This is a genomic window from Alteriqipengyuania lutimaris, assembly GCF_003363135.1.
GTDB classification, from domain to species: Bacteria; Pseudomonadota; Alphaproteobacteria; order Sphingomonadales; family Sphingomonadaceae; genus Alteriqipengyuania; species Alteriqipengyuania lutimaris.
Genome location: NZ_QRBB01000001.1, coordinates 2,725,643 through 2,746,601 on the forward strand (window position 1 = coordinate 2,725,643; position 20,959 = coordinate 2,746,601).

Annotated in this window: 6 protein-coding genes; 5 read left to right on the forward strand and 1 reads right to left on the reverse strand. The window is 64.6% G+C overall.

All coding sequences use genetic code 11. The annotated features are described in order from the left end of the window. Positions 1 to 2: 2 nt before the first annotated feature. Positions 3 to 14,864, reverse strand: coding sequence for a cadherin domain-containing protein (locus tag DL238_RS16185; RefSeq protein ID WP_181883920.1), 14,862 nt, complete (start codon positions 14,862 to 14,864; stop codon positions 3 to 5). A gap of 361 nt (positions 14,865 to 15,225) precedes the next feature. Between DL238_RS16185 and DL238_RS13160 the strand changes: the two genes are divergently transcribed. The 5 genes from DL238_RS13160 to DL238_RS13180 all read left to right on the forward strand — a co-directional run bounded on the left by DL238_RS13160 (position 15,226) and on the right by DL238_RS13180 (position 20,953). Then, complete coding sequence (locus DL238_RS13160) at positions 15,226 to 16,059, forward strand: hypothetical protein (RefSeq protein WP_115492668.1); 834 nt, start codon at positions 15,226 to 15,228, stop codon at positions 16,057 to 16,059. 748 nt (positions 16,060 to 16,807) lie between these two features. Beyond that, positions 16,808 to 17,902, forward strand: a complete 1,095-nt coding sequence (locus DL238_RS13165; RefSeq protein ID WP_115492669.1) for an ABC transporter ATP-binding protein — start codon at positions 16,808 to 16,810, stop codon at positions 17,900 to 17,902. Then, positions 17,899 to 18,819, forward strand: coding sequence for a carbohydrate ABC transporter permease (locus tag DL238_RS13170; RefSeq protein ID WP_234031074.1), 921 nt, complete (start codon positions 17,899 to 17,901; stop codon positions 18,817 to 18,819). Before DL238_RS13165 ends, DL238_RS13170 begins: the two co-directional genes overlap by 4 nt. Beyond that, positions 18,816 to 19,637, forward strand: a complete 822-nt coding sequence (locus DL238_RS13175) for a carbohydrate ABC transporter permease (RefSeq protein WP_115492670.1) — start codon at positions 18,816 to 18,818, stop codon at positions 19,635 to 19,637. The genes DL238_RS13170 and DL238_RS13175 overlap by 4 nt, the downstream gene beginning before the upstream one ends. Beyond that, positions 19,634 to 20,953, forward strand: coding sequence for an extracellular solute-binding protein (locus DL238_RS13180; protein WP_115492671.1), 1,320 nt, complete (start codon positions 19,634 to 19,636; stop codon positions 20,951 to 20,953). The genes DL238_RS13175 and DL238_RS13180 overlap by 4 nt, the downstream gene beginning before the upstream one ends. Positions 20,954 to 20,959: the final 6 nt, after the last annotated feature.

Sequence of the window (20,959 nt, forward strand, 5' to 3'; positions counted from 1 at the left end):
GCTCAAAGCCCCCCGAAGTCTTGCGCCGTCTGATCGACCGGCAGCGTGAGCTCGACCGCAAACCGTCCATCCATGGTGTCCATCCAGTTCGCCATGTCTAGCGCATCCAAAGCCAGCGACGCGTCGAACGGATCGGGTGCCATGAAGGGGCCTCCCGAGCCGCCGCCGATGCGGACGCCGCCAGACGGGTCGGTGTCGGCCAGGAAAGCGGCGATATCGATGGAGTCGATCGTGCCCGGCGCGTCGAGATCGATCGCGACATCGGCCCCGAGATCGTCGCCCAACTGCGCGCGCGCACCCTCGAACATGCCGTGGTCCCCCCTGACGCCAGCCAGGGCAAGCTCGGTGCCGAAGATCATCGCAGTGACGCCGGTCGAGACCTGCACGCCCTGCTCCACCAGAAGGTTGGCATTGCCGGACTGGTAGAGATCGTAGTTCACCCCATCGATCTCCCGCGTGCCGCCAGCCACGAAGCCGTCGGCATAGACCTGGTCGCTGGCGGTACCGTCCACGATCAGCTGCGAGCGTCCGCCGCTGCGCGCATCCGAAATCTCGCGGATTGCGGCTTCGGAAACCGTCAGTTCGTTGAATCCCGTGCCGGTCAGGTCGATCCGCTCGATCGAGTGGAGGCGCGACAGCAGGGGCCGATAGGTGAGGTCGAGCATCATCTCCACGCTGGCGAGCGCCAGTGTGTCGGTCCCGTTGCCGCCGTCGATATCGGCGAAGGCGAAGTTCGATACGGAGATCGTGTCGTCGCCCGCGCCGCCCCGGATCACGTCCGCGCCGCCATTGCCGATAATCGTATCGTCGCCCGCATTGCCGATCAGGTTGTCGGCACCGCCGGTTCCGGTGCGCGTCAAGGCGACCGTGCTCGCGCTGCCGACGGCACTGCCGAAGATAACGTAGGCTTCGCCGCCCTGGCTGTATCCGTTCGGATCGGCGTACATCGCCCCCACGATCAGGTCGTCGAAACCGTCGCCGTTGAGATCGCCCGCCCCGGAAACGGATTTGCCGCTCCGGTCATCGCCGTCGATCCCGAGGATTTCAAATCCGTCGGTACCGTCGAGCGCGGCAAGATCGAGGCCGGTGCCGAAACCGTCGGCGCTGCCGAAGACGACGTAGCTTTTGCCGACAAACCCCTGTTCGTCGACCGTCGCACGATAATCTCCGATAATCAGGTCGTCGAACCCGTCGCCGTTGAAATCTCCCGCACTGGAGACAGCGCTGGGTACGGTAAATTGCGAAGGGTCGATCCCGAAAATCCTGAAACCATTGGTGCCATCGATCGAAGCGAGATCTACGGTGGCGCTGAAGCCACCGGCATGGCCGAACACCACGTAGGCCTCCCCGCTAGAGATCCCGCCATCAAAGGCACCGCCGCTGGCTGCGATGATCAGATCGTCGAAGCCGTCGCCGTTGATGTCGCCCGCCCTTGCGATAGACAGACCCACATTGTGGTAAGCGCGGCTCCCGTCGATCCGGAAGCCGTTGCTTCCATCGAGCGCGGCGAGATCGAAGCTGTCTACGAAGCCGGTCGTGCTGCCGAACACGACGTAGCTCGATCCGGCACTCTCCACCCCGTCCACATCGGTAGACGAACCGATGATCAGATCATCGATACCATCGCCGTTGATATCGCCGGCAGCGGCAACGGATTTGCCACCTTCGTCGCCTGCCGTCAGCCCATCGAGCCGAAAGCCGTTGGTCCCGTCCAGCGACGCGAAAGAGGTGACAGCGGCGAACCCATCCGCCTTGCCGAAGACGACGTAAGTCTCGCCTGCCGCGAATTTTCCGTCCGGATCGCCGCCAGGTGCACCAACGATGATATCGTCGAAGCCGTCTCCGTTGATATCGCCCGCGCTTGCGACCGCGAAGCCGCTTCTGTCGCTTCGATCGATGCCTTCCATCCGGAAACCGTTGCTTCCGTCGAGCGTGGCGAGATCGAGGTTGCTTCCGAAGCCGTCCGCCCTGCCGAACACGACATAGGCCCTGCCCGCCTGGAACTGACCGTCTACCCGAGCAAGGTACGAGCCGATGATCAGATCGTCGATACCATCTCCGTTGACATCGCCCGCGCTGGAGACCGATCGACCGGCTTTCTCCCCTAGGTCCATGCCGGTCATCTTAAAGCCCTGCGTAGCGTCGAGCGCCCCCAGGTCGATGCTGGCCGGATAGCCGTCGGCCGTGCCAAAGACGACATAGGCCCCGCCGGTCCCGGAAGTCGAAGCCGATCTGGCGCCTTCCGCCCCGATAATGATGTCGTCGAAACCGTCGCCGTTGACGTCGCCCGCGCTTGACACCGATCGGCCGACGCTCTCGCCACTCCTCGTCCCATCGAGCCGGAAGCCGTTGTTTCCATCCAGCGATGCAAGCGAGATCACCCCCGCAGGCTCCATGACAGAGACCGCACCCTCGACCAGCAGTCTCGCGGTCCCATTGGTGAAGACGGTATAGCCCTCGCCATCCACCACGGTGTCTTCGCCCCGCGTCCAACCGCGGATGACGACACTGTCGCCGACATCGCCGGTAATGGTCAGCGTCGTCACCCCGCCGCTGAGATCGTCGGACAGGCCCACAACGCCCAGCCTGTCCAGCCAGACGGCGTTGTCGCCGCTGCCGGTGAGGTCGATGGTCTCGATCGAGTCGATCCGCGCGCCTACCTCACGCGAGGTCAAGTCCAAAACCATGCCGCTGCCCGACAGGGCCAGCGTGTCGCTGCCACGCCCGCCATCAATATCGGCAAAGGCGAAGTCGGCGATGGAGATGATATCGCTGCCCGCACCGCCGCGGATCACATCCGCACCGCCGCCGCCGGTCAGCAGGTCGTCGCCCGCATTGCCGACCAGGTTGTCGGCCGCGGCGCTGCCAGAGCGTGCCACCGCCTTCGAATCCTCGGTGCCGGTGGCACCCCCGAACAGCACGTAACTCCTCCCCGCATCGGCATTGCCGCCGGGATCGGCATTCGGCGCACCGATGATCAGGTCGTCGTACCCGTCGCCGTTGACGTCGCCCGCCGCGGCCACCGAGTGTCCGCTGAGCTCGTCCCCGTCGACGCCTTCGATCCGGAAACCATTCGTCCCGTCGAGCGACGACAGGTTCCAGCTGGCCTCGAAGCCGCCCGGCTTGCCGAAGATCACATAGCTTTCGCCAGCGCTGCTCTGCCCGTCGGGATCCGCCTGACGCGCGCCGACAATGATGTCGTCGTACCCGTCGCCGTTGACGTCGCCTGCATGCGCGACGCTGCGACCGCTCATGTCGTCCGCGTCGATCCCATCGATCCGGAAACCGGTGCTGCCATCGAGCGTGGAGAGGTCGATGCTGGCGCCGAACCCGTTTGCGCGACCGAACACGACGTAGGTCGCACCGGCGCCGGCATTGCCGTCGGAGGCGACACCATAGGCGCCGACGATCAGATCGTCGAAGCCGTCGCCGTTGATGTCGCCGCCCCCGGAAACGGAGAACCTGCTGATGGCATCCGCGCTCCAGTCGATCCGGAACCCGTTGGAACCATCGAGCGAGGCGACGGAGAACCTGCGGGAGAAGGTTCCATCCACCGCACCGAACACGACGTAGCTCTCGCTGGCGTAAACGACGCCGTCGGGCGATGTCCGGTACGCCCCGATGATCAGGTCGTCGAACCCGTCGCCGTTGAAATCGCCCGCACCCGAAACGGCAAAGCCGCTGTTGTCGCCTGCTTCGCTGCCCGAGAGCCAGAGCTCGGCATCGTCGAGGCGGTAAGCTGGGGAGAAACCCGGCCCGCCGAAGATAAGAAAGCCCGCTCCGATGTCCGGGGTAGTATTGAGATCTGCGTCAAGCCTGGAACCCGGGGCGCCCACGATCAAGTCATCATATCCGTCGCCGTTGAAGTCCCCCACGCCCGAGACGGAGGCACCGGCCCGGTAGTCGTTGAAAAATGAGTTGAGCGCGAAGCCAATTGCTCCGTTCAGCTCCGCCGGATTCAGAGTCGGCTCGAACCCAGTCGCGCGACCGAGCACCACGTACGCAGTGCCCTTGTCGAGATCTCTGCCGGGCGCACCGATGATGAGATCGTCGATACCGTCGCCATTGATATCGCCCACGCCCGCGACAGAGTGTCCACCCTCCGCGTACGACTCGAAGCCGTTGAACCTGAAGCCGTCGGTGCCGTCCAGTTTGGATAGATCGATGCCGGGATCGAATCCGCCAGCCCGGCCGAAGACGACGTAGCTGTCGCCGGCACCGAATCGGCCTCCGTCCGGTGCCCCGATGATAAAATCGTCGAAGCCGTCGCCGTTGATGTCGCCCACACCCGCGACGGACCTTCCGCTGTGGTCGCCCGGGGCGATTCCATCGAGCCGGAAGCCGTTGCTGCCGTCGAGCGAGGACAGCGCAACCGCGCCGACCGGGTAAGACACCGCAACCCCATCCTGCACCAGCAGCCGGGCGTTGCCGTTGGTGAACACCTGGTAGGTGCTGCCTCCAAGGTCGATGCCGGCACCCTGCGCCCAGCCCCCGTCTTCGATCCGCAGACGGTCGCCCGCATCGCCGTTGACGGTCAGCGTGGTGACGCCGCCGCTGCGATTGTCGGACAGCTCGAAAATAGACTGCGCATCCACGGTCAGCGTGTTGTCGCCGCTGCCCGCCAGATCGATCGTCTCGATCGAATCGATGCGCAGGCGAGGGTTGGCGGTGAGGTCCAGGTCGACCGCGCTGCCTTCCAGCGCCAGCGTATCGCTGCCATGGCCGCCATCGATGGACGCAAAGGCAAGGTCGGCGATCGCAATCGTATCGCTGCCCGCACCGCCCCGGATTACATCCGCGCCGCCATTGCCGACGAGTATGTCGTCGCCCGCGTTGCCGATCAGGTTGTCGGCCCCGGCGGTGCCCGTGCGCGAGATCGATCGGGTATCCTCCGTCCCGGTCGCGCCGCCGAAGATGACGTAGCTTTCGCCGGAATTTCTTCCGCTCACATAGCCATTGGGCGAACCGACGATCAGGTCGTCGTAACCATCGCCGTTCACGTCTCCCGCGCTGGCCACGGAGGACCCGCTACGATCATATTGATCGATACCCAGGATGCGGAAACCATTGGCCCCGTCGATCGAAGCAAGATCAAGACTCGCGCCAAATCCCTCTGGGCGGCCGAACACGACATAGCTTTGGCCGGAATATGCGGCCTCACCGGAGGAAGTGGGGGCCCCGATGATCAGGTCGTCGAATCCGTCGCCGTTCACATCGCCCGCACTTGCGACCGAATAACCGCTAAGGTTGCGCCGCCCGCCTCCATCGATCCTGAAGCCGTCACTCCCGTCGAGCGCGGAGAGATCGATGGCAGCGCCAAAGCCGCCCGCCCGGCCGAAGACGACGTAGCTTTCACCGGCGAAATCTCGACCATCGGCAGAAGCGCGGCTGGCCCCGATGATAAGATCGTCGTAACCATCGCCGTTAACGTCCCCGGCACTCGCCACCGAACTGCCGCTGCGGTCGTATGGATCGATCCCGTCCAGACGGAACCCGTTCGTGCCGTCGAGCGAGGCGAGGTCGATCGCCGCACCAAAGCCGCCGGCCTTGCCGAACACGACGTAACTCGCGCCGGCTTCGAAATCTCCGTTGGGCCGAGCACCGGTGGCCCCGATCATGATATCGTCGAATCCGTCGCCGTTGACATCGCCCGCGCCCGCGACCGAGTAACCGCTGTTGGAATAGGCACCGGCCCCATCGATCCGGAAGCCATTGTTTCCATCGAGCGATGCGAGCTCGATGCTGGCAGCGAAACCGTCCGCCCGACCGAACACGACGTAGCTTTCGCCCGCGGTATCCTGACCGTTCGGATCGGCGCTGAAGGCGCCTATGATGATATCGTCGAACCCATCCCCGTTGAGATCGCCCGCGCTCGCGACCGATCGCGCACTGGTATCGTAATTATCGATCCCGCGAAGGCGAAAGCCGTTGCTGCCATCGAGCGAAGCGAGGTCGAGACTTGCGCCGAAGCCGTCCGTCCTGCCGAACACCACATAGGTTTCTCCGGCATACCAACGCGAACCCGGGTTGGCGAAGCGCGCCCCGATGATGAGATCGTCGACCCCGTCCCCGTTGACGTCCCCCGCGCTTGCGACCGAGCTGCCGCTGGCGTCATCCCAGTCGACGCCATCGAGCCTGAAGCCGTTGCTTCCGTCGAGCGAAGCGAGATCGAACGAGGCTTCGAACCCGCCGGGCCCGCCGAAAACCACATAGGATTCTCCGGCATCTTCCAGTCCGTTCGCGCCGGCGCCCGGAGCACCGATGATCAGATCGTCGTAACCATCGCCATTGACGTCGCCCGCGCTGGCGACGGAGGTTCCGCTACTATCGAACACGTCGATCCCGTCGAGCCTGAAACCGTTGCTCCCGTCGAGCGAGGACAGAGCGACAGACGCGACCGGCACAGCCACCGACACCCCGTCCTGCACCAGCAGGCGGGCGTTGCCGTTGGTGAACACCTGGTAGGTGGCCCTGGGAAGGGTGATGTTCGCCTCTTGCGTCCAGCCACCGTCGGTCAGGCGCACGTCGTCGCCTGCATTGCCGTCGACCCACAGCGTGGTGACGCCTGCGTCGGTATCGTCGGACAGGCCCAGCAGCGCCAGCCGGTCGAGCGTCAGGCTGTTGTCGCCGCTGCCGCTCAGATTGATCGTCTCGATCGAATCCAGACGCGAACGCATCGCGTTGTCCGTCAGGTCGAGCGTCAGACCGCTGGCCCACAGCGAAAGCGCGTCGGTTCCATGGCCCCCGTCGATATCGGCAAAGGCAAGATCGCCGATGCTGATCGTATCGTGGCCCGCACCGCCGCGGATCACGTCCGCCCCGCCGTCGCCGATCACCATGTCGTTCCCGGCATTGCCGATCAGGTTGTCGGCTCCGGTCGTGCCGATGCGTGTTACCGGCGCGGTATTCTCGGTGCCCGTGGCGCCCCCGAAGATGACGTAGCTTTCGCCGGAATTCGACCTTGCGCCATCCGCCCCCGGCGCACTGACGAGGAGATCGTCATAGCCATCGCCGTTGACATCGCCCGCAGAGGACACGGACGCACCGAGTCGATCCAGTGCGTTGCCGCCCTGGATGATGAACCCCTGCTGCTCCGTGAAAGCGGCGAGGTCGATCAACTGGCGGCCATCGACACTGGTGCCAAATCCGTTGCCACCGCCGTAGATGACATAGGCAGACCCGGCGGATTGGCCCCCGTTATCCGTCGAGGACGCGCCGACGATCAGATCGTCGTAGCCGTCTCCATTGACGTCCCCGGCCGAAGAAACCGACGTACCCGCATGGTCGAACGTCGCGGCGCCCCTGACGACGAAGCCTTGCGCGGCGGTCAGCGTGGCGAGATCGATGACGCGTCGTCCGCCAACGTCCGTCCCGAAACCGCCCGCCGATCCGAACACGACATAGGCGTCGCCATTATCGGTGCTCCCGCCACCTCGGGGCACACCGATGATCAGATCGTCGTAGCCGTCCCCATTGATATCCCCGGCCGAAGAAACCGCGCTTCCCAGACGATCGCCACCCGCTTCGGCCTGAATGACGAAGCCCTGACCGGCGCCGAGCGTGGCGACGTCGAGAACCTGGCTGCCACCAACGTCGGTCCCGAAACCCCCTGCCGAACCGAAGATGACATAGGCTTCGCCTGCGTAGGTTCCGGCATCGTTGCCGTAGGGCCCGCCGACGATCAGGTCATCATAGCCATCGCCGTTCAGATCGCCCGCCGAGGAGACACTGAAGCCCAGCGTGTCTACGGCATCCCCGCCCCTGACGATGAAGCCCTGACCCGCAGAAACGGTCGTCAGGTCGATCACCTGGCGTCCGCCGACGCTGGTCCCGAAGCCGTTCGCCGATCCGAAGATGACATAGGCTTCGCCCGCCGAAGATCCGCCCCGGTCATTGAGATAGGCGCCCACGATCAGGTCGTCGAAGCCATCTCCATTCACGTCGCCTGCATTCGATACGGAGTAACCGGCGAGATCGCGCTCGGCATCGCCCTGAATGACGAAGCCCTGCGCCGGCGCGAGCGCGTCCATATCGATGATCTGCCTGCCGCCCTCGTCGCTCCCGAAGCCACTGGTCGAGCCGAAGATGACATAGGCGCTGCCGGAGTCGGGTTCGCCAAGATCGCTGAAAGGCGCTCCGACGATGATATCGTCGATCCCGTCGCCATTGATGTCGCCCACCCCGGAAACCGACCAGCCGAAATCATCGTACTGCGCTTCGGCGCGCAGGATGAAGCCTTGCGCCGCGGTCAGCGTGCTCAGATCGATGACCTGGCGACCATTTGCTTCGGTCCCGACCGCATTCGGCGAGCCGAAAACGACATAGGCCTGGGTCGGGTCACCCGCCACGCCGCGCGCGCCGATGATGAAATCTGCGTAGCCGTCCGCGTTGACGTCGCCCGCGTCGGAGACGGAGACACTGGACAAATCGCCTGTCACATCGCCAAGGACGACGAAGCCCTGCGCAGCGGTGAATGTGGAAACGTCGATCACACGCGCCGGTTCGAACACGTCGGTCACGCTGAGGCTGACCGCCTGGTTCGTGCTGTAGGTGCCGTCGCTCGCCGTGACGGTGAACTGGTAGACGTTGTCGCCATCCGCGTCGGCGGGCGCTTCGAAGTCGGGCGCGTTGCGGAACGTGACTTCACCGGTTTCGCTGTCGATCGCGAACAGAGCGGCATCGGTGCCGCTGAGCGAGTATGTCAGCGCATCTCCATCCGCATCGCTCGCGTTCGCATCATAGGCTGCGGTCTGGTTCTCGGCAGCGCTGGCGCTCGCAGCGGAGGTGAATGCCGGCGCATTGTCGTTGACGTTGGTGACCGTGATCTGGACCGACTGGTCGGTGCTGTTCGTGCCGTCGCTGGCGGTGACCACGAGGTCGTAGACGTTGTCGCCATCGGCATCCGCCGGGTTCTCGAAGTCGGGTGCGCTGCGGAACGTCACGACGCCGGTCACGGCATCGACCGCGAACAGCGCGGCGTCGGCGCCGCCGAGCGAATAGCTGATCGAGCCGCCATCCGCATCGGTGGCATCGACATCGATTACGGCGGTCTGGTTCTCGGCCACCGAGGCCGATGCGGCGCTCGTGATCGCCGGAGCATTGTCGTTCTGGTTGGTTACGGTGATCGCGACGTTCTGATCCGTCCCGGTGGTGCCGTCGCTCGCGGTCACAACGATGTCGTAGAGATTATCGCCATCGGCATCGGCGGGGTTCTCGAAATCGGGCGCGGTGCGGAAGCGCACCACACCGGTCTCGACATCGATCGTGAACAGCGCCGCGTCGGTGCCCGACAGGCTGTAGCTGATCCCGTCGCCATCCGCATCGGACGCGGTGGCGACATAGGCTGCGGTCTGGTTCTCAGCCACCGCCGCCGATGCGGCGCTCGTGATCACCGGCGCGTTGTCGTTCTCGTTCGTCACGGTGATCGCGACGTTCTGATCCGTCCCGGTGGTGCCGTCGCTCGCGGTGACCACAATGTCGTAGACATTGTCGCCGTCGGCGTCGGCCGGGTCCTCGTAGTCGGGCGCGGTGCGGAAGCGCACCACACCGGTCTCGACATCGATCGTGAACAGCGCCGCGTCGGTGCCCGACAGGCTGTAGCTGATCCCGTCGCCATCCGCGTCGGACGCGGCGGCGACATAGGCTGCGGTCTGGTTCTCTGCGACCGACGCCGATGCGGCGCTCGCGATCACCGGCGCGTTGTCGTTCTGGTTCGTCACGGTGATCGCGACGTTCTGATCCGTCCCGGTGGTGCCGTCGCTCGCGGTCACGACGATGTCGTAGACATTGTCGCCATCGGCGTCGGCCGGGTTCTCGTAGTCGGGCGCGGTGCGGAAGCGCACCACACCGGTCTCGACATCGATCGTGAACAGCGCCGCGTCGGTGCCCGAGAGGGAGTAACTGATGCCGTCGCCATCTGCGTCCGACGCAGCGGCGACATAGGCTGCGGTCTGGTTCTCTGCGACCGACGCCGATGCGGCACTCGCGATCACCGGCGAATTGTCGTTCTGGTTCGTGACGGTGACCTGGACCGACTGATTGGTGCTGTTCATACCGTCGGAGGCGGTCACGACCAGATCGTAAACATTGTCGCCATCGGCATCTGCCGGGTTCTCGTAGTCGGGCGCAGTGCGGAACGTGACCACGCCCGTCGCGGCGTCGATGGTAAAGAGCGCCGCGTCGGTGCCACTGAGCGAGTAGGTCAGCGGGTCGCCATCCGCATCGGTGGCGTCTACGTCGATTGCAGCGGTCTGGTTCTCGGCCACCGAAGCCGATGCGGCGCTCGCGATCACCGGAGCGTTGTCGTTCTGGTTCGTGACGGTGATCTGCAAGGACTGATCGGTGCTGTTGGCGCCCTCGCTAGCGGTGACGACGATATCGTAAACATTGTCGCCATCGGCATCGGCAGGCGCTTCGTAGTCGGGCGCAGCGCGGAATGTCACCACGCCCGTCGCGGCGTCGATATCGAACAGCGCGGCGTCGGTGCCGCTCAATGAGTAGGTAAGCGCATCAGCATCCGCATCGGTGGCGTCGACATCGAGCGCAGCAGTCTGGTTCTCGGAGACGATCGCGCTTGCGACCGAGGTAATCACGGGCGCGTTGTCGTTGCCGTTGGTCACCGTGACCTGGACCGACTGATCGGTGCTGTTGGTGCCGTCGGATGCGGTAACCACGAGGTCGTAGACATTGTCGCCGTTCGCATCGGCAGGAGCCTCGAAGTCGGGCGCAGTGCGGAAGCGCACCACGCCGGTTTCGACATCGATCGCGAACAGCGCAGCGTCGGTGCCCGAGAGGGAGTAGCTTATGCCGTCGCCATCGGCGTCATCCGCGTCCGCATCATAGGCGGCGGTCTGGTTCTCGGCAGCACTGGCGCTCGCAGCGGAGGTGAAGACCGGCGCATTGTCGTTCTGGTTCGTGACCGCGACCTGGACCGACTGGTCGGTGGTGTTGGTGCCATCGCTGGCGGTGACCACGATGTCGTAGACGTTGTCGCCGTCGGCATCGGCGGGGCTTTCGAAGTCTGGCGCGGTGCGGAAGCGCACCACACCGGTCTCGACATCGATCGTGAACAGCGCCGCGTCGGTGCCCGAGAGCACGTAGCTGATGCCATCGCGATCCGCGTCCGACGCACCGGCCACGTAGGCCGCGGTCTGGTTCTCGCTCACCGAGGCCAATGCGGCGCTGGTGATCACCGGGGCATTGTCGTTCTCGTTGGTCACCGTGATCTGCACCGATTGATCCGTGCTGTTGGTGCCGTCGCTGGCGGTGACGACGATATCGTAGACATTGTCGCCATCGGCATCGGCGGGGTTCTCGAAGTCGGGCGCGCCGCGGAACGTGACCACGCCGGTCGAGGCGTCGATCGCGAACAGCGCCGCATCGGTGCCCGAGAGCGAGTAGGTCAGCGTGTCGCCATCCGCGTCGGTTGCTTCGACATCGATTGCGGCGGTCTGGTTTTCGGCCACCAAGGCCGATGCGGCGCTCGTGATCGCCGGGGCATTGTCGTTCTGGTTGGTCACCGTGATCTGCACCGATTGATCGGTGCTGTTCGTGCCGTCGCTCGCGGTGACGGTCAGCTCGTAGACGTTATCGCCATCGGCATCGGCCGGTGTCTCGTAGTCCGGCGCGGTGCGGAACGTCACCACACCCGTCACGGCGTCGATATCGAACAGCGCGGCATCGGTGCCGCTGAGCGAGTAGGTCAACGTGCCGCCATCCGCATCGGTGGCGTCGACATTGATTGCGGAGGTCTGGTTTTCGGTCACCAAGGACGATGCGGCGCTCGTGACCACCGGCGCATTGTCGTTCTGGTTCGTGACGGTGATCTGCACGGTCTGTTCGGTGCTGGCGATGCCGTCACTGGCGGTGACCACGAGATCGTAGACGTTGTCGCCGTTCGCATCGGCGGGAGCTTCGAAGTCGGGCGCAGTGCGGAACGTCACGACGCCGGTCTCGACATCGATTGTGAACAGCGCGGCGTCGGTGCCGCTGAGCGAATAGCTGATCGAACTGCCATCCGCGTCCGACGCATCGGCGATGTAGGCGGCGGTCTGGTTCTCTGCCGCCAAGGCCGATGCGGCGCTGATGATGACTGGCGCGTTGTCATTTCCGTTGGTGACGGTGACCTGCACGGTCTGGTCGGTGCTGGCGGTGCCATCGCTTGCGGTGACCACGAGGTCGTAGACATTGTCGCCATTCGCATCGGCGGGAGCCTCGAAGTCGGGCGCAGTGCGGAAACGCACCACACCGGTCTCGACATCGATGGTGAACAGCGCGGCGTCGGTACCGCTGAGCGAGTAGCTGACAGCGTCGCCATCGGCGTCGGCCGCGTCCGCATCATGGGCGGCGGTCTGGTTCTCGGCAGCGCGAGCGCTTGCAGCGGAGGTAAACGCCGGCGCATTGTCGTTGACGTTGGTCACGGTCACCTGGACCGACTGGTCGGTGCTGTTGGTGCCATCGCTGGCGGTGACCACCAGATCGTAGACATTGTCGCCGTCGGCATCGGCCGGGCTTTCGAAGTCGGGCGCGGTGCGGAACGTCACCACGCCCGTCGCGGCGTCGATCGCAAACAGCGCCGCATCGGCGCCGCCGAGCGAGTAGGCCAGCGCATCGCCGTCGGGATCGGTTGCGTCGACGTCGATCGCGGCGGTCTGGTTCTCCGCGATCGAAGCCGACGCGACGCTGGTAATCACCGGGGCGTTGTCGTTACCATTGGTCACGGTCACTTGGACCGACTGGTCGGTGCTGTTCGTGCCGTCGCTGGCGGTGACCACCAGATCATAGACGTTGTCGCTCTCGGCATCGGCGGGAGCCTCGAAGTCGGGCACGGTGCGGAACGTCACCATACCGGTCGACGGATCGATATCGAACAGCGCGGCGTCGGATCCGCTGAGCGAGTAGGTCAGTGCACCGCCATCCGCATCGATTGCGTCGACGTCGATCGCAGTGGTCTGGTTCTCCGCGACGCTGGCAATGGCGGCGGACGTGATGACCGGCGCGTTATCGTTCTGGTTGGTCACGGTGACCTGCACGGCCTGGTCGGTGCTGTTGGCACCATCGCTGGCGGTGACCACGATGTCGTAGATATTGTCGCCGTTCGCATCGGCGGGAGCTTCGTAGTCGGGCGCGGTGCGGAAGCGCACCACACCGGTCTCGACATCGATCGTGAACAGCGTCGCATCCGCGCCCGAGAGGCTGTAGCTGATCCCCTCGCCATCCACGTCGGATGCCTCGGCGACATAGGCTGCGGTCTGGTTCTCGGTCACCGATGTCGACGTGGCGCTGGTGATCACCGGCGCGCTGTCGTTCTGATTCGTGACGGTGACCTGCATGGCCTGATCGGCACTGTTCGTGCCATCGCTCGCGATCACGACGATGTCATAGACGTTGTCGCCGTCGGCATCGGCCGGGTTCTCGAAGTCGGGCGCGCTGCGGAACGTCACCACGCCCGTCGCGGCGTCGATTGCGAACAGTGCGGCATCCGTGCCCGAGAGCGAGTAGGTCAGCGGAAGGCCATCCGCATCGGTGGCGTCGACATCGATCGCGGCGGTCTGGTTCTCGGAGACGATCGCGCTTGCGACCGAGGTGATCACCGGCGCGTTGTCGTTGCCGTTGGCCACCTTGATCGCGACGTTTTGATCCGTCTCGGTGGTGCCGTCGCTCGCGGTGACGACGATGTCGTAGACGTTGTCGCCATCGGCATCGGCGGGAGCTTCGAAGTCGGGCGCGGTGCGGAAAGTCACCACGCCGGTGGCGGCGTCGATGGTGAACAGCGCCGCGTCGGTGCCCGAGAGCGCGTAGCTGATCGAACTGCCGTCCGCGTCGGTGGCGTCGACATCGATTGCGTAAGTCTGGTTCTCGGCCACCAATGCCGACGCCGCGCTCGCGATAACCGGAGCGTTGTCGTTCTGGTTGGTGACGGTGATCTGCACGGACCGATCGGTGGCGTTCGTGCCGTCCGAGGCAGTGACCACGATGTCGTAGACGTTGTCGCCGTCCGCATCGGCGGGGTTCTCGAAGTCGGGCGCGACGCGGAACGTCACTACGCCGGTCTCGCTGTCGATCGCGAACAGCGCGGCGTCGGTGCCGCCCAGTGAATAGCTGACGGCATCGCCATCCGCATCGGTGGCAGCGACGTCGATTGCGTAGGTCTGGTTCTCTGCCACCATCGCCGAAGCAGGATTGGTGATCACCGGCGCATTGTCGTTCTGGTTCGTGGCGGTGATCCGCACGCTCTGGTCGGTGCTGGCGGTGCCGTCGCTTGCGGTCACGACGATGTCGTAGACATTGTCGCCATCTGCATCGGCGGGGTTCTCGAAGTCGGGCGGGGCGCGGAACGTCACCACGCCGGTCTCGCTGTCGATCGTGAACAGCGCGGCGTCGGTGCCCGAAATGCTGTACGTAATGGTATCGCCGTCCGCATCGCTCGCGTCGACGTCGAGCGCCGCCGTCTGGTTCTCCGCCACCGAGGCATTCGCAGCCGAGTTGAACACCGGCTCCCTGTTCGAGGGCGCGGGACTAGGTGCCGGCGCGGGACTGGGTGCGGGTGCCGGGGAGGGAAGTGCCGGGCTTTCCCCGCTGGCAGCGGACGCAATCCCGCCGACACCCAGCGCGCCGATGCCCGCGATCAATCCTGCCGGAAGCGCGCCAACGACGGAAAGGCCCGCCGCACCCAGCGCAGCTTCGCTGACGAGGATCGCGCCTCCCTGAACGACCACGCTTTCGGCCGCGATGGTGACGACCTGACCATTCTCGAGAGTGAGTTCCAGCGCACCGCTATCGAGCACGCGAGAGGAGACGACCCCCTCGACCTTATCCAGCGAGACCAGATCCTCGCTCGCTTGAGCTTTCAGCGAGGCGGGCACAAACGCCGCAGCGGCAATCGAGGTCAGCAGACCAGGGCGACCGCTAACGGACCGGCGGTGGGGCCGAGAATTCGACGTGCTCAATTTTCTTCCTCCCGCAAGACATCATTAAGGATGTCCTGCCTCTAGCGCGCTATGGCCTCCGCGCTTCGAGCGAGGCAACGAAACAAAATTGGAGCATTTTTGTGATGTAAGTTGCTGGGACGCGCTGCTAAACTTTCGTTCTCGGACTACGCAACGAGGGGGGCGTCCCATTTACACGCCGTTTGAACAGCTTCTGGGCATCACGCTGAATTCGGAAGATTGGCAGGCGCCGGAGCGCATCGCCGCGCATACCGACTTCCCCGAAGCATGCGCCATAATGGCCGCGCGCCTCCTCGGCCTGTACGATGAGTCGATCCGCCTGCGGTGGCTGATCGAATTCTCGCGCTATACCACCTTCAGCCTCATCGTGTGCCTTTTGGCGGGCGAGCGCGAAGACGATCCGGACAGCTGGGTCACTATCGGGAAGCTGCAACGCGTCCTCCCCTCACTGGGCATACCGGGCGGGCGCAACATCACCGAACTCGTATCGAAAATGCAGAACGACGGCCTCCTGAGGTCGGTCCGCGCTCCTCACGACGGCCGCGTGAGGCTGCTGCGTCCGACACAGCAGATGATCGCTCTCGACCGGCAGTTCATGCCCGTAACACATGCGCCGCTTCACCGTCTCTTCCCCGAGGAGGGGTACGACGCCGCCCTGCGGGGCGATGCCGTCTACCATCATGCCTTCAGGCGGGCGTCGCTTCAGTCGCTCGGTGTCGTCCAGCGTGTGATGAGTGCCAACCCGGGTGCGGATTTTTTCATCCAGAAGACCGTGGGCACCAGGGTTTTGATGCTCTTGTACATGGAAACTGCAGAGGCGGCCGATGGTGCGACGCAGCCCGGTTTCCTGACGCGCGCTGCCGAACGCAGCATGGTGTCGCGCACGCATGTCAGCAACCTGATCAGCGCCGCCGCCGAGGCAGGGTTCGTGCAAACCTCCGGCTCCAGAAAAGATACGGTCATCATGTCGCCCGCACTCAGACAGGATACCGAGATGTGGATCGCCGACAGTTTGAGCGCGACCTCGATTACCCACCGTCTCGCCCTGGAAATCGCAGCCGCAGAGGGGCCCGCGCTTGCGATGCCGCCCTGGGATGGATGTTCGGAATGACGCTGATCCCCGGTATCGGAAGGCGCCGTTGGCGCGGCGCACTCCACACCACGGCGCGTGCTGAAAGGATGATCGCGACCCGGTAGCGACTCGCCGCCGAGCCTTTGCATCGCTCTTTTGAACCGCTTGCCATCGACCGTGCCGATGAAGAACCACGATCGGCCATTCGGACGCACACGCAGGTACAGATGGCCTCCAACGCAAGGGATACCGACCTTGGCGGACCCGACCTGTCGAGCCGTGAGTTTCTAACGCGCGCGCAGCAGTTCGCCCGGGTTCGTTGAAAATCGCTGGAAACTTGGAAGTGGCGGAGAGGGTGGGATTCTATTCCAGGACTTATCCCTCTACTTTTCTTGGCTTTTATGATCTCACTCGACTTGGCGTACCCCCGCCAGCACCCCGATCTCGGTCGACGCCAGTAAAGCGAATTTTGCCGCGCGCGATCTTGATCAGGACAACTCAATTGGCATGGAACAGCGTGCGGGGCGTCGTTTCGTGGAATGCAGCCATCGGTTCAGAACCGGCCCCCTCCGCGGTCCATACATTGAGGGTGTCAAAGCGCCACACCTTAGGACGAGTTACGCCCTCCGATTCTCATTCAGCACGCCAAGCGCTAGGCAGCGTCAGGACCTACGACAGGGCAGTCGATGTGTAACCGTCCGAGTGAAGGGCGCTTGGTATGCGAGCAGAACGTCGAAGATCGCATCCTGCGCTTGACGCTCCATTGGCTGCGGAATAAGTCAGACAAATGGGAGAGGCATTAAGACTGGCGGACATCGCGAAGTCCTATGGCGGACCGCGTGTCATTGACGGATTGTCGCTCGACGTCGCTCCGGGCGAGTTCCTCGTCCTTCTCGGCCCGTCGGGCTGCGGCAAGTCGACACTCCTACGCGCCATTGCCGGACTGGAAGATCTGGACGCCGGATCGATCCATCTGGGCGAGGAGCGAATCGATACCCTGCCGCCGGGCCGCCGGGGCGTGGCGATGGTATTTCAGCAATATGCCCTGTATCCGCACATGAGCGTGCGCGAGAACATGAGCTTCGGCCTGCGCAACGCGGGCACGGACGCGCAGACCATCGATGAACGCGTCAGCGCCGCCGCTGCCAGTCTTGAGATCGAGCCTCTGCTGGACCGCAAGCCCGGCCAGTTGTCGGGCGGCCAGCGGCAGCGGGTCGCGATCGCGCGCGCGATCGTGAAGGAGCCCAAGCTCTTCCTGCTCGACGAACCGCTTTCCAATCTGGATGCAGCCCTGCGCACACGCACCAGGCTGGAGCTTGCGCAACTCCACAAGCGACTGGGCGCCACGATGGTGTTCGTCACCCATGATCAGGTCGAGGCGATGACGCTGGCCGACCGGATCGTGGTGCTGAACGGCGGCAGGATCGAGCAGTGCGGCACGCCGATGGAAATCTATCGCCGCCCGGCGTCGAAGTTCGTCGCCGAGTTCGTCGGCTCACCAAAGATCAATCTGATCGCTGGACAGGTGGACGCGGCCCAGGGTCGCGCCGCGTTGCGCCTTGGACGCGGAGAGCTGCTCGACACGACGATCCCCGCAGCCGATCTCGCCGGGCAGCAGGCGGAACTCGGCGTGCGCGCAGAGCATGTCGGCATCACCCCGCCGGGCGCGGGGACTATCGATGCCAGCGTCGTGATCGTAGAACGGCTGGGCGAGCGGACGCTGGTCTACACCCGGCTCTCCGACGGCACACAGATCGTGGCCGAGGATCGCGGCGACACCACGGTCGCCTCGGGCGACAGCGTGGGCCTGCGGTTCGAGAGCCAGCGCGCGATCCTGTTCGATTCAGACGGGAACGCGCATTTCGGCGAAGCTGCACAGTGACCACGCTCGCCCACGAACCGACTGCGCCGATCCCGGCTAATACGAAGAAATCGGTCCGTTACGACCGGCATGCCGTCTGGTTTGTGCTGCCCTACCTGATCGTCTTCGTCGCGATGATCGTGGTGCCGCTCGCCATCGGCATCTGGCTGTCCTTCACCAAGGGCGATCTGTTCGGAATCGAGCGCACGGTCGGCCTTGCCAACTACGTCCGCCTGCTCGGTGATCCGATCTTCCTCCAGACGGTCGGCAACACATTCTACTTCGTCCTGCTGACCGTTCCCACACTCGCGATCATCGGCCTCGCACTGGCGCTGGCGCTGAACCGCGAGACTCGATGGGCGACGGTTCTGCGCGCGATCTTCTTCGCCTCTACGGTCCTTTCGGTGACGGTCGTCACGCTGGTCTGGCGGCTGGTCTTCCTGCCCGACAGCGGCTTGCTGAACGTGGTGGCGGGATGGTTCGGTACCTCCGCCCCCGCCTTCCTCAATGACGAGAACCTGGCGATGATCGCCATCGCGATCACCACCATCTGGTGGTGCATCGGCCTGCCGATGGTGCTGTTCCTCGCGGCCCTCCAGCAGGTGCCGCGCGACCTCTACGAAGCGGCTGCGCTCGACGGAGCGGGCCGGTGGAAGGCGCTGCGCCACATCACTCTGCCCGCCATCAAGCGGACCTTCGCGCTGGTGCTGATCATCGAAGTGATCCTGCAGTTCCAGCTGTTCGGCCAGCCGCAGCTGATGACGCAGGGCGGACCCAACAACGCGACACGTCCGGTCGTGCTCTTCATCTACGAGGCCGGCTGGCGACAGTGGGAGCTGGGCTATGCCGCGGCGGCTGCTCAGGTGCTGTTCGGGATGATCCTGGTCGCCGCGATGATCCAGTACTGGATCACCACCCGGCGCGAGGATGCGCGATGAGCAAGCGCACCTCGCCCATCGTTCTCGCCATGCTGGTGCTCGCGGCGATCCTGACGCTGGCGCCGCTGCTATGGGTGCTGGGCCTCTCGCTCAAGGCGAACAGCGAATTGCTGGTCGATCCCAACTCGGTCTTCAGCGCGCCCTATACGCTGGAGAACTACCGAACGCTGTTCGGCGACGGCCAGGTGTTCCGCTGGATCGCCAACAGCCTGATTGTCTCGCTGGGGATGACGGCGGGGGTGCTCACCCTCTCGTCGCTCGCGGGCTATGCGTTTGCGCGCATGCGTTTTCCGGGGCGCGACGCGCTGTTCGTGATCGTGCTGCTGGGCCTCGCTGTTCCCGAACAGGCGGTGATCATCGCACGCCACCTGATGTTCGGCTGGGCGAACCTGCACAACACCTATTTCGCGCTGATCACGCCCGGCCTCGCCGCCCCCTTCGGCGTTTTCCTGATGACCCAGTATTTCAAGGCGATCCCGAAGGATCTGGACGAAGCGGCCGCGCTCGACGGAGCGAGCCCGTTGCGCATCTTCACGCACGTTCTGCTGCCCCTCACCCTGCCCGCGCAGGCGACGCTGGGGATATTCACCTTCCTTGGCGCGTGGAACGACTACTGGTGGCCGCTGATCTCGGCGACCAACAAGTCGATGTTCACGCTGACCGTGGGCATCGCCTCTTCGCAAATGAACTTCGCGCAGACCGAGGGGCTGGGCTTCCTGATGTCGCAGGCGGTGCTGGCGGGCCTGCCGATCCTGATCGTGTACCTCTTCTTCCAGAAATACATCGTGCAGGCGGTCGCCGGGGCAGCGGGTCGATGAGGCGATTGACCGCCCTGCTCCTGCTCGCGCTGGCTGGCTGTTCGCAACCGGGCGGCAACGACGAGGATGGGCGCACTCAGATCGTCATCCAGCGTGTCTTCGGCGCGTGCGAGGCGGAGTACGGAGACGTCGTCGATCCGGCGGAGGCAGAGGGCGAATGCGGCATCATGACCGCGCTCATCAACCGCTTCGAGGCCGAGAACCCGGATGTCGACGTGGTCGAGAACATCGTATTCTGGCCTGGATACGACCAGTTGACTGCATCGCTTGCGGCGAACGACGCGCCCGATCTCGTGACCATGCATGGGTCGGTGCTGGCCGATTACCAGGCGCGGGGCCTGCTGGAGCCGGTGGGGGCCGAGCTGGCCGAACGCGGGATCGAGCCATCGGATCTGACCGCGGCGGCGCGCACCGCGATGACCATCGACGGACAACTCTGGGCGCTGCCGATCGATAGCTGGGCGCCGCTGTGGCACATCAACATGAACCTGTTCCGCGAGGCTGGGCTGGTCCGCAACGGCAGACTGATCCTGCCCGAAAGCCCCGAAGAGCTCTATCGTCACGCGCGCCAGTTCCGCGAGCGCACCGGCAAACCCTATTTCGTCCAGGGGACCGCGAACGAATATGCCGGCTTCACGCGCAACTTCTACACTTTCGTGATGCAGCAGAACGGCACCCTGTTCGACGAGAACGGCCGCGCCAATTTCCAGACGCCCGAAGCCGCGGCGGCCCTTCGCCTGTTCCGGACCATCCACGAACAGGACATGACGACCAAGAACCAGGATTACAGTGCTGCCGTGTCGGGCTTCATGAACGGGGATGGCGGCGTGTTCCTGGTCGGTACGTGGATGGTGCAGACATTCACCGCAGCTTCGATGGAACAGGATCGACCGCTTTCGGGCGGCTACGCGGTCTATCCCTATCCGCAGCTGTTCGACGCGGCGAACCGGACCTTCGCCGATTCCCACGGCTTCGCCATGCCACGCAACCGGAACCGCAGCGATGCCGAGCGCGATGCGGCCATGCGCTTCCTCGCATTCTTTGCGCGCAACGATGCCGCCTGGGCGCGCACCGGCCACCTTCCCGCCATGCAGGCGGCGATCGAGAGCGAGGAATGGCGCGCGCTGCCCCATCGCGAGCAGCTGGCCGAACTCGCCCGCACCGCGACCCCGCTGCCCAAGGACATTCGCCGCCAGTTCCCGATCGAAACCATCGTCGGGCAGGAAGCGGCAGCGGCTATTTCGGGCGCCAAGACGATCGATCAGGCGCTCGCCGACATGGAGCGGCGGGTGAACGACGTCCTTTCCAACATCTAGACCAGA

Excerpts from the sequence above, each read along its gene's own strand:
- DL238_RS13160 (WP_115492668.1), top strand. The coding sequence starts at position 15,226 with ATGGCCGCGCGCCTCCTCGGCCTGTACGATGAGTCGATCCGCCTGCGG.
- DL238_RS13165 (WP_115492669.1), top strand. The coding sequence starts at position 16,808 with ATGGGAGAGGCATTAAGACTGGCGGACATCGCGAAGTCCTATGGCGGA.
- DL238_RS13175 (WP_115492670.1), top strand. The coding sequence starts at position 18,816 with ATGAGCAAGCGCACCTCGCCCATCGTTCTCGCCATGCTGGTGCTCGCG.
- DL238_RS13180 (WP_115492671.1), top strand. The coding sequence starts at position 19,634 with ATGAGGCGATTGACCGCCCTGCTCCTGCTCGCGCTGGCTGGCTGTTCG.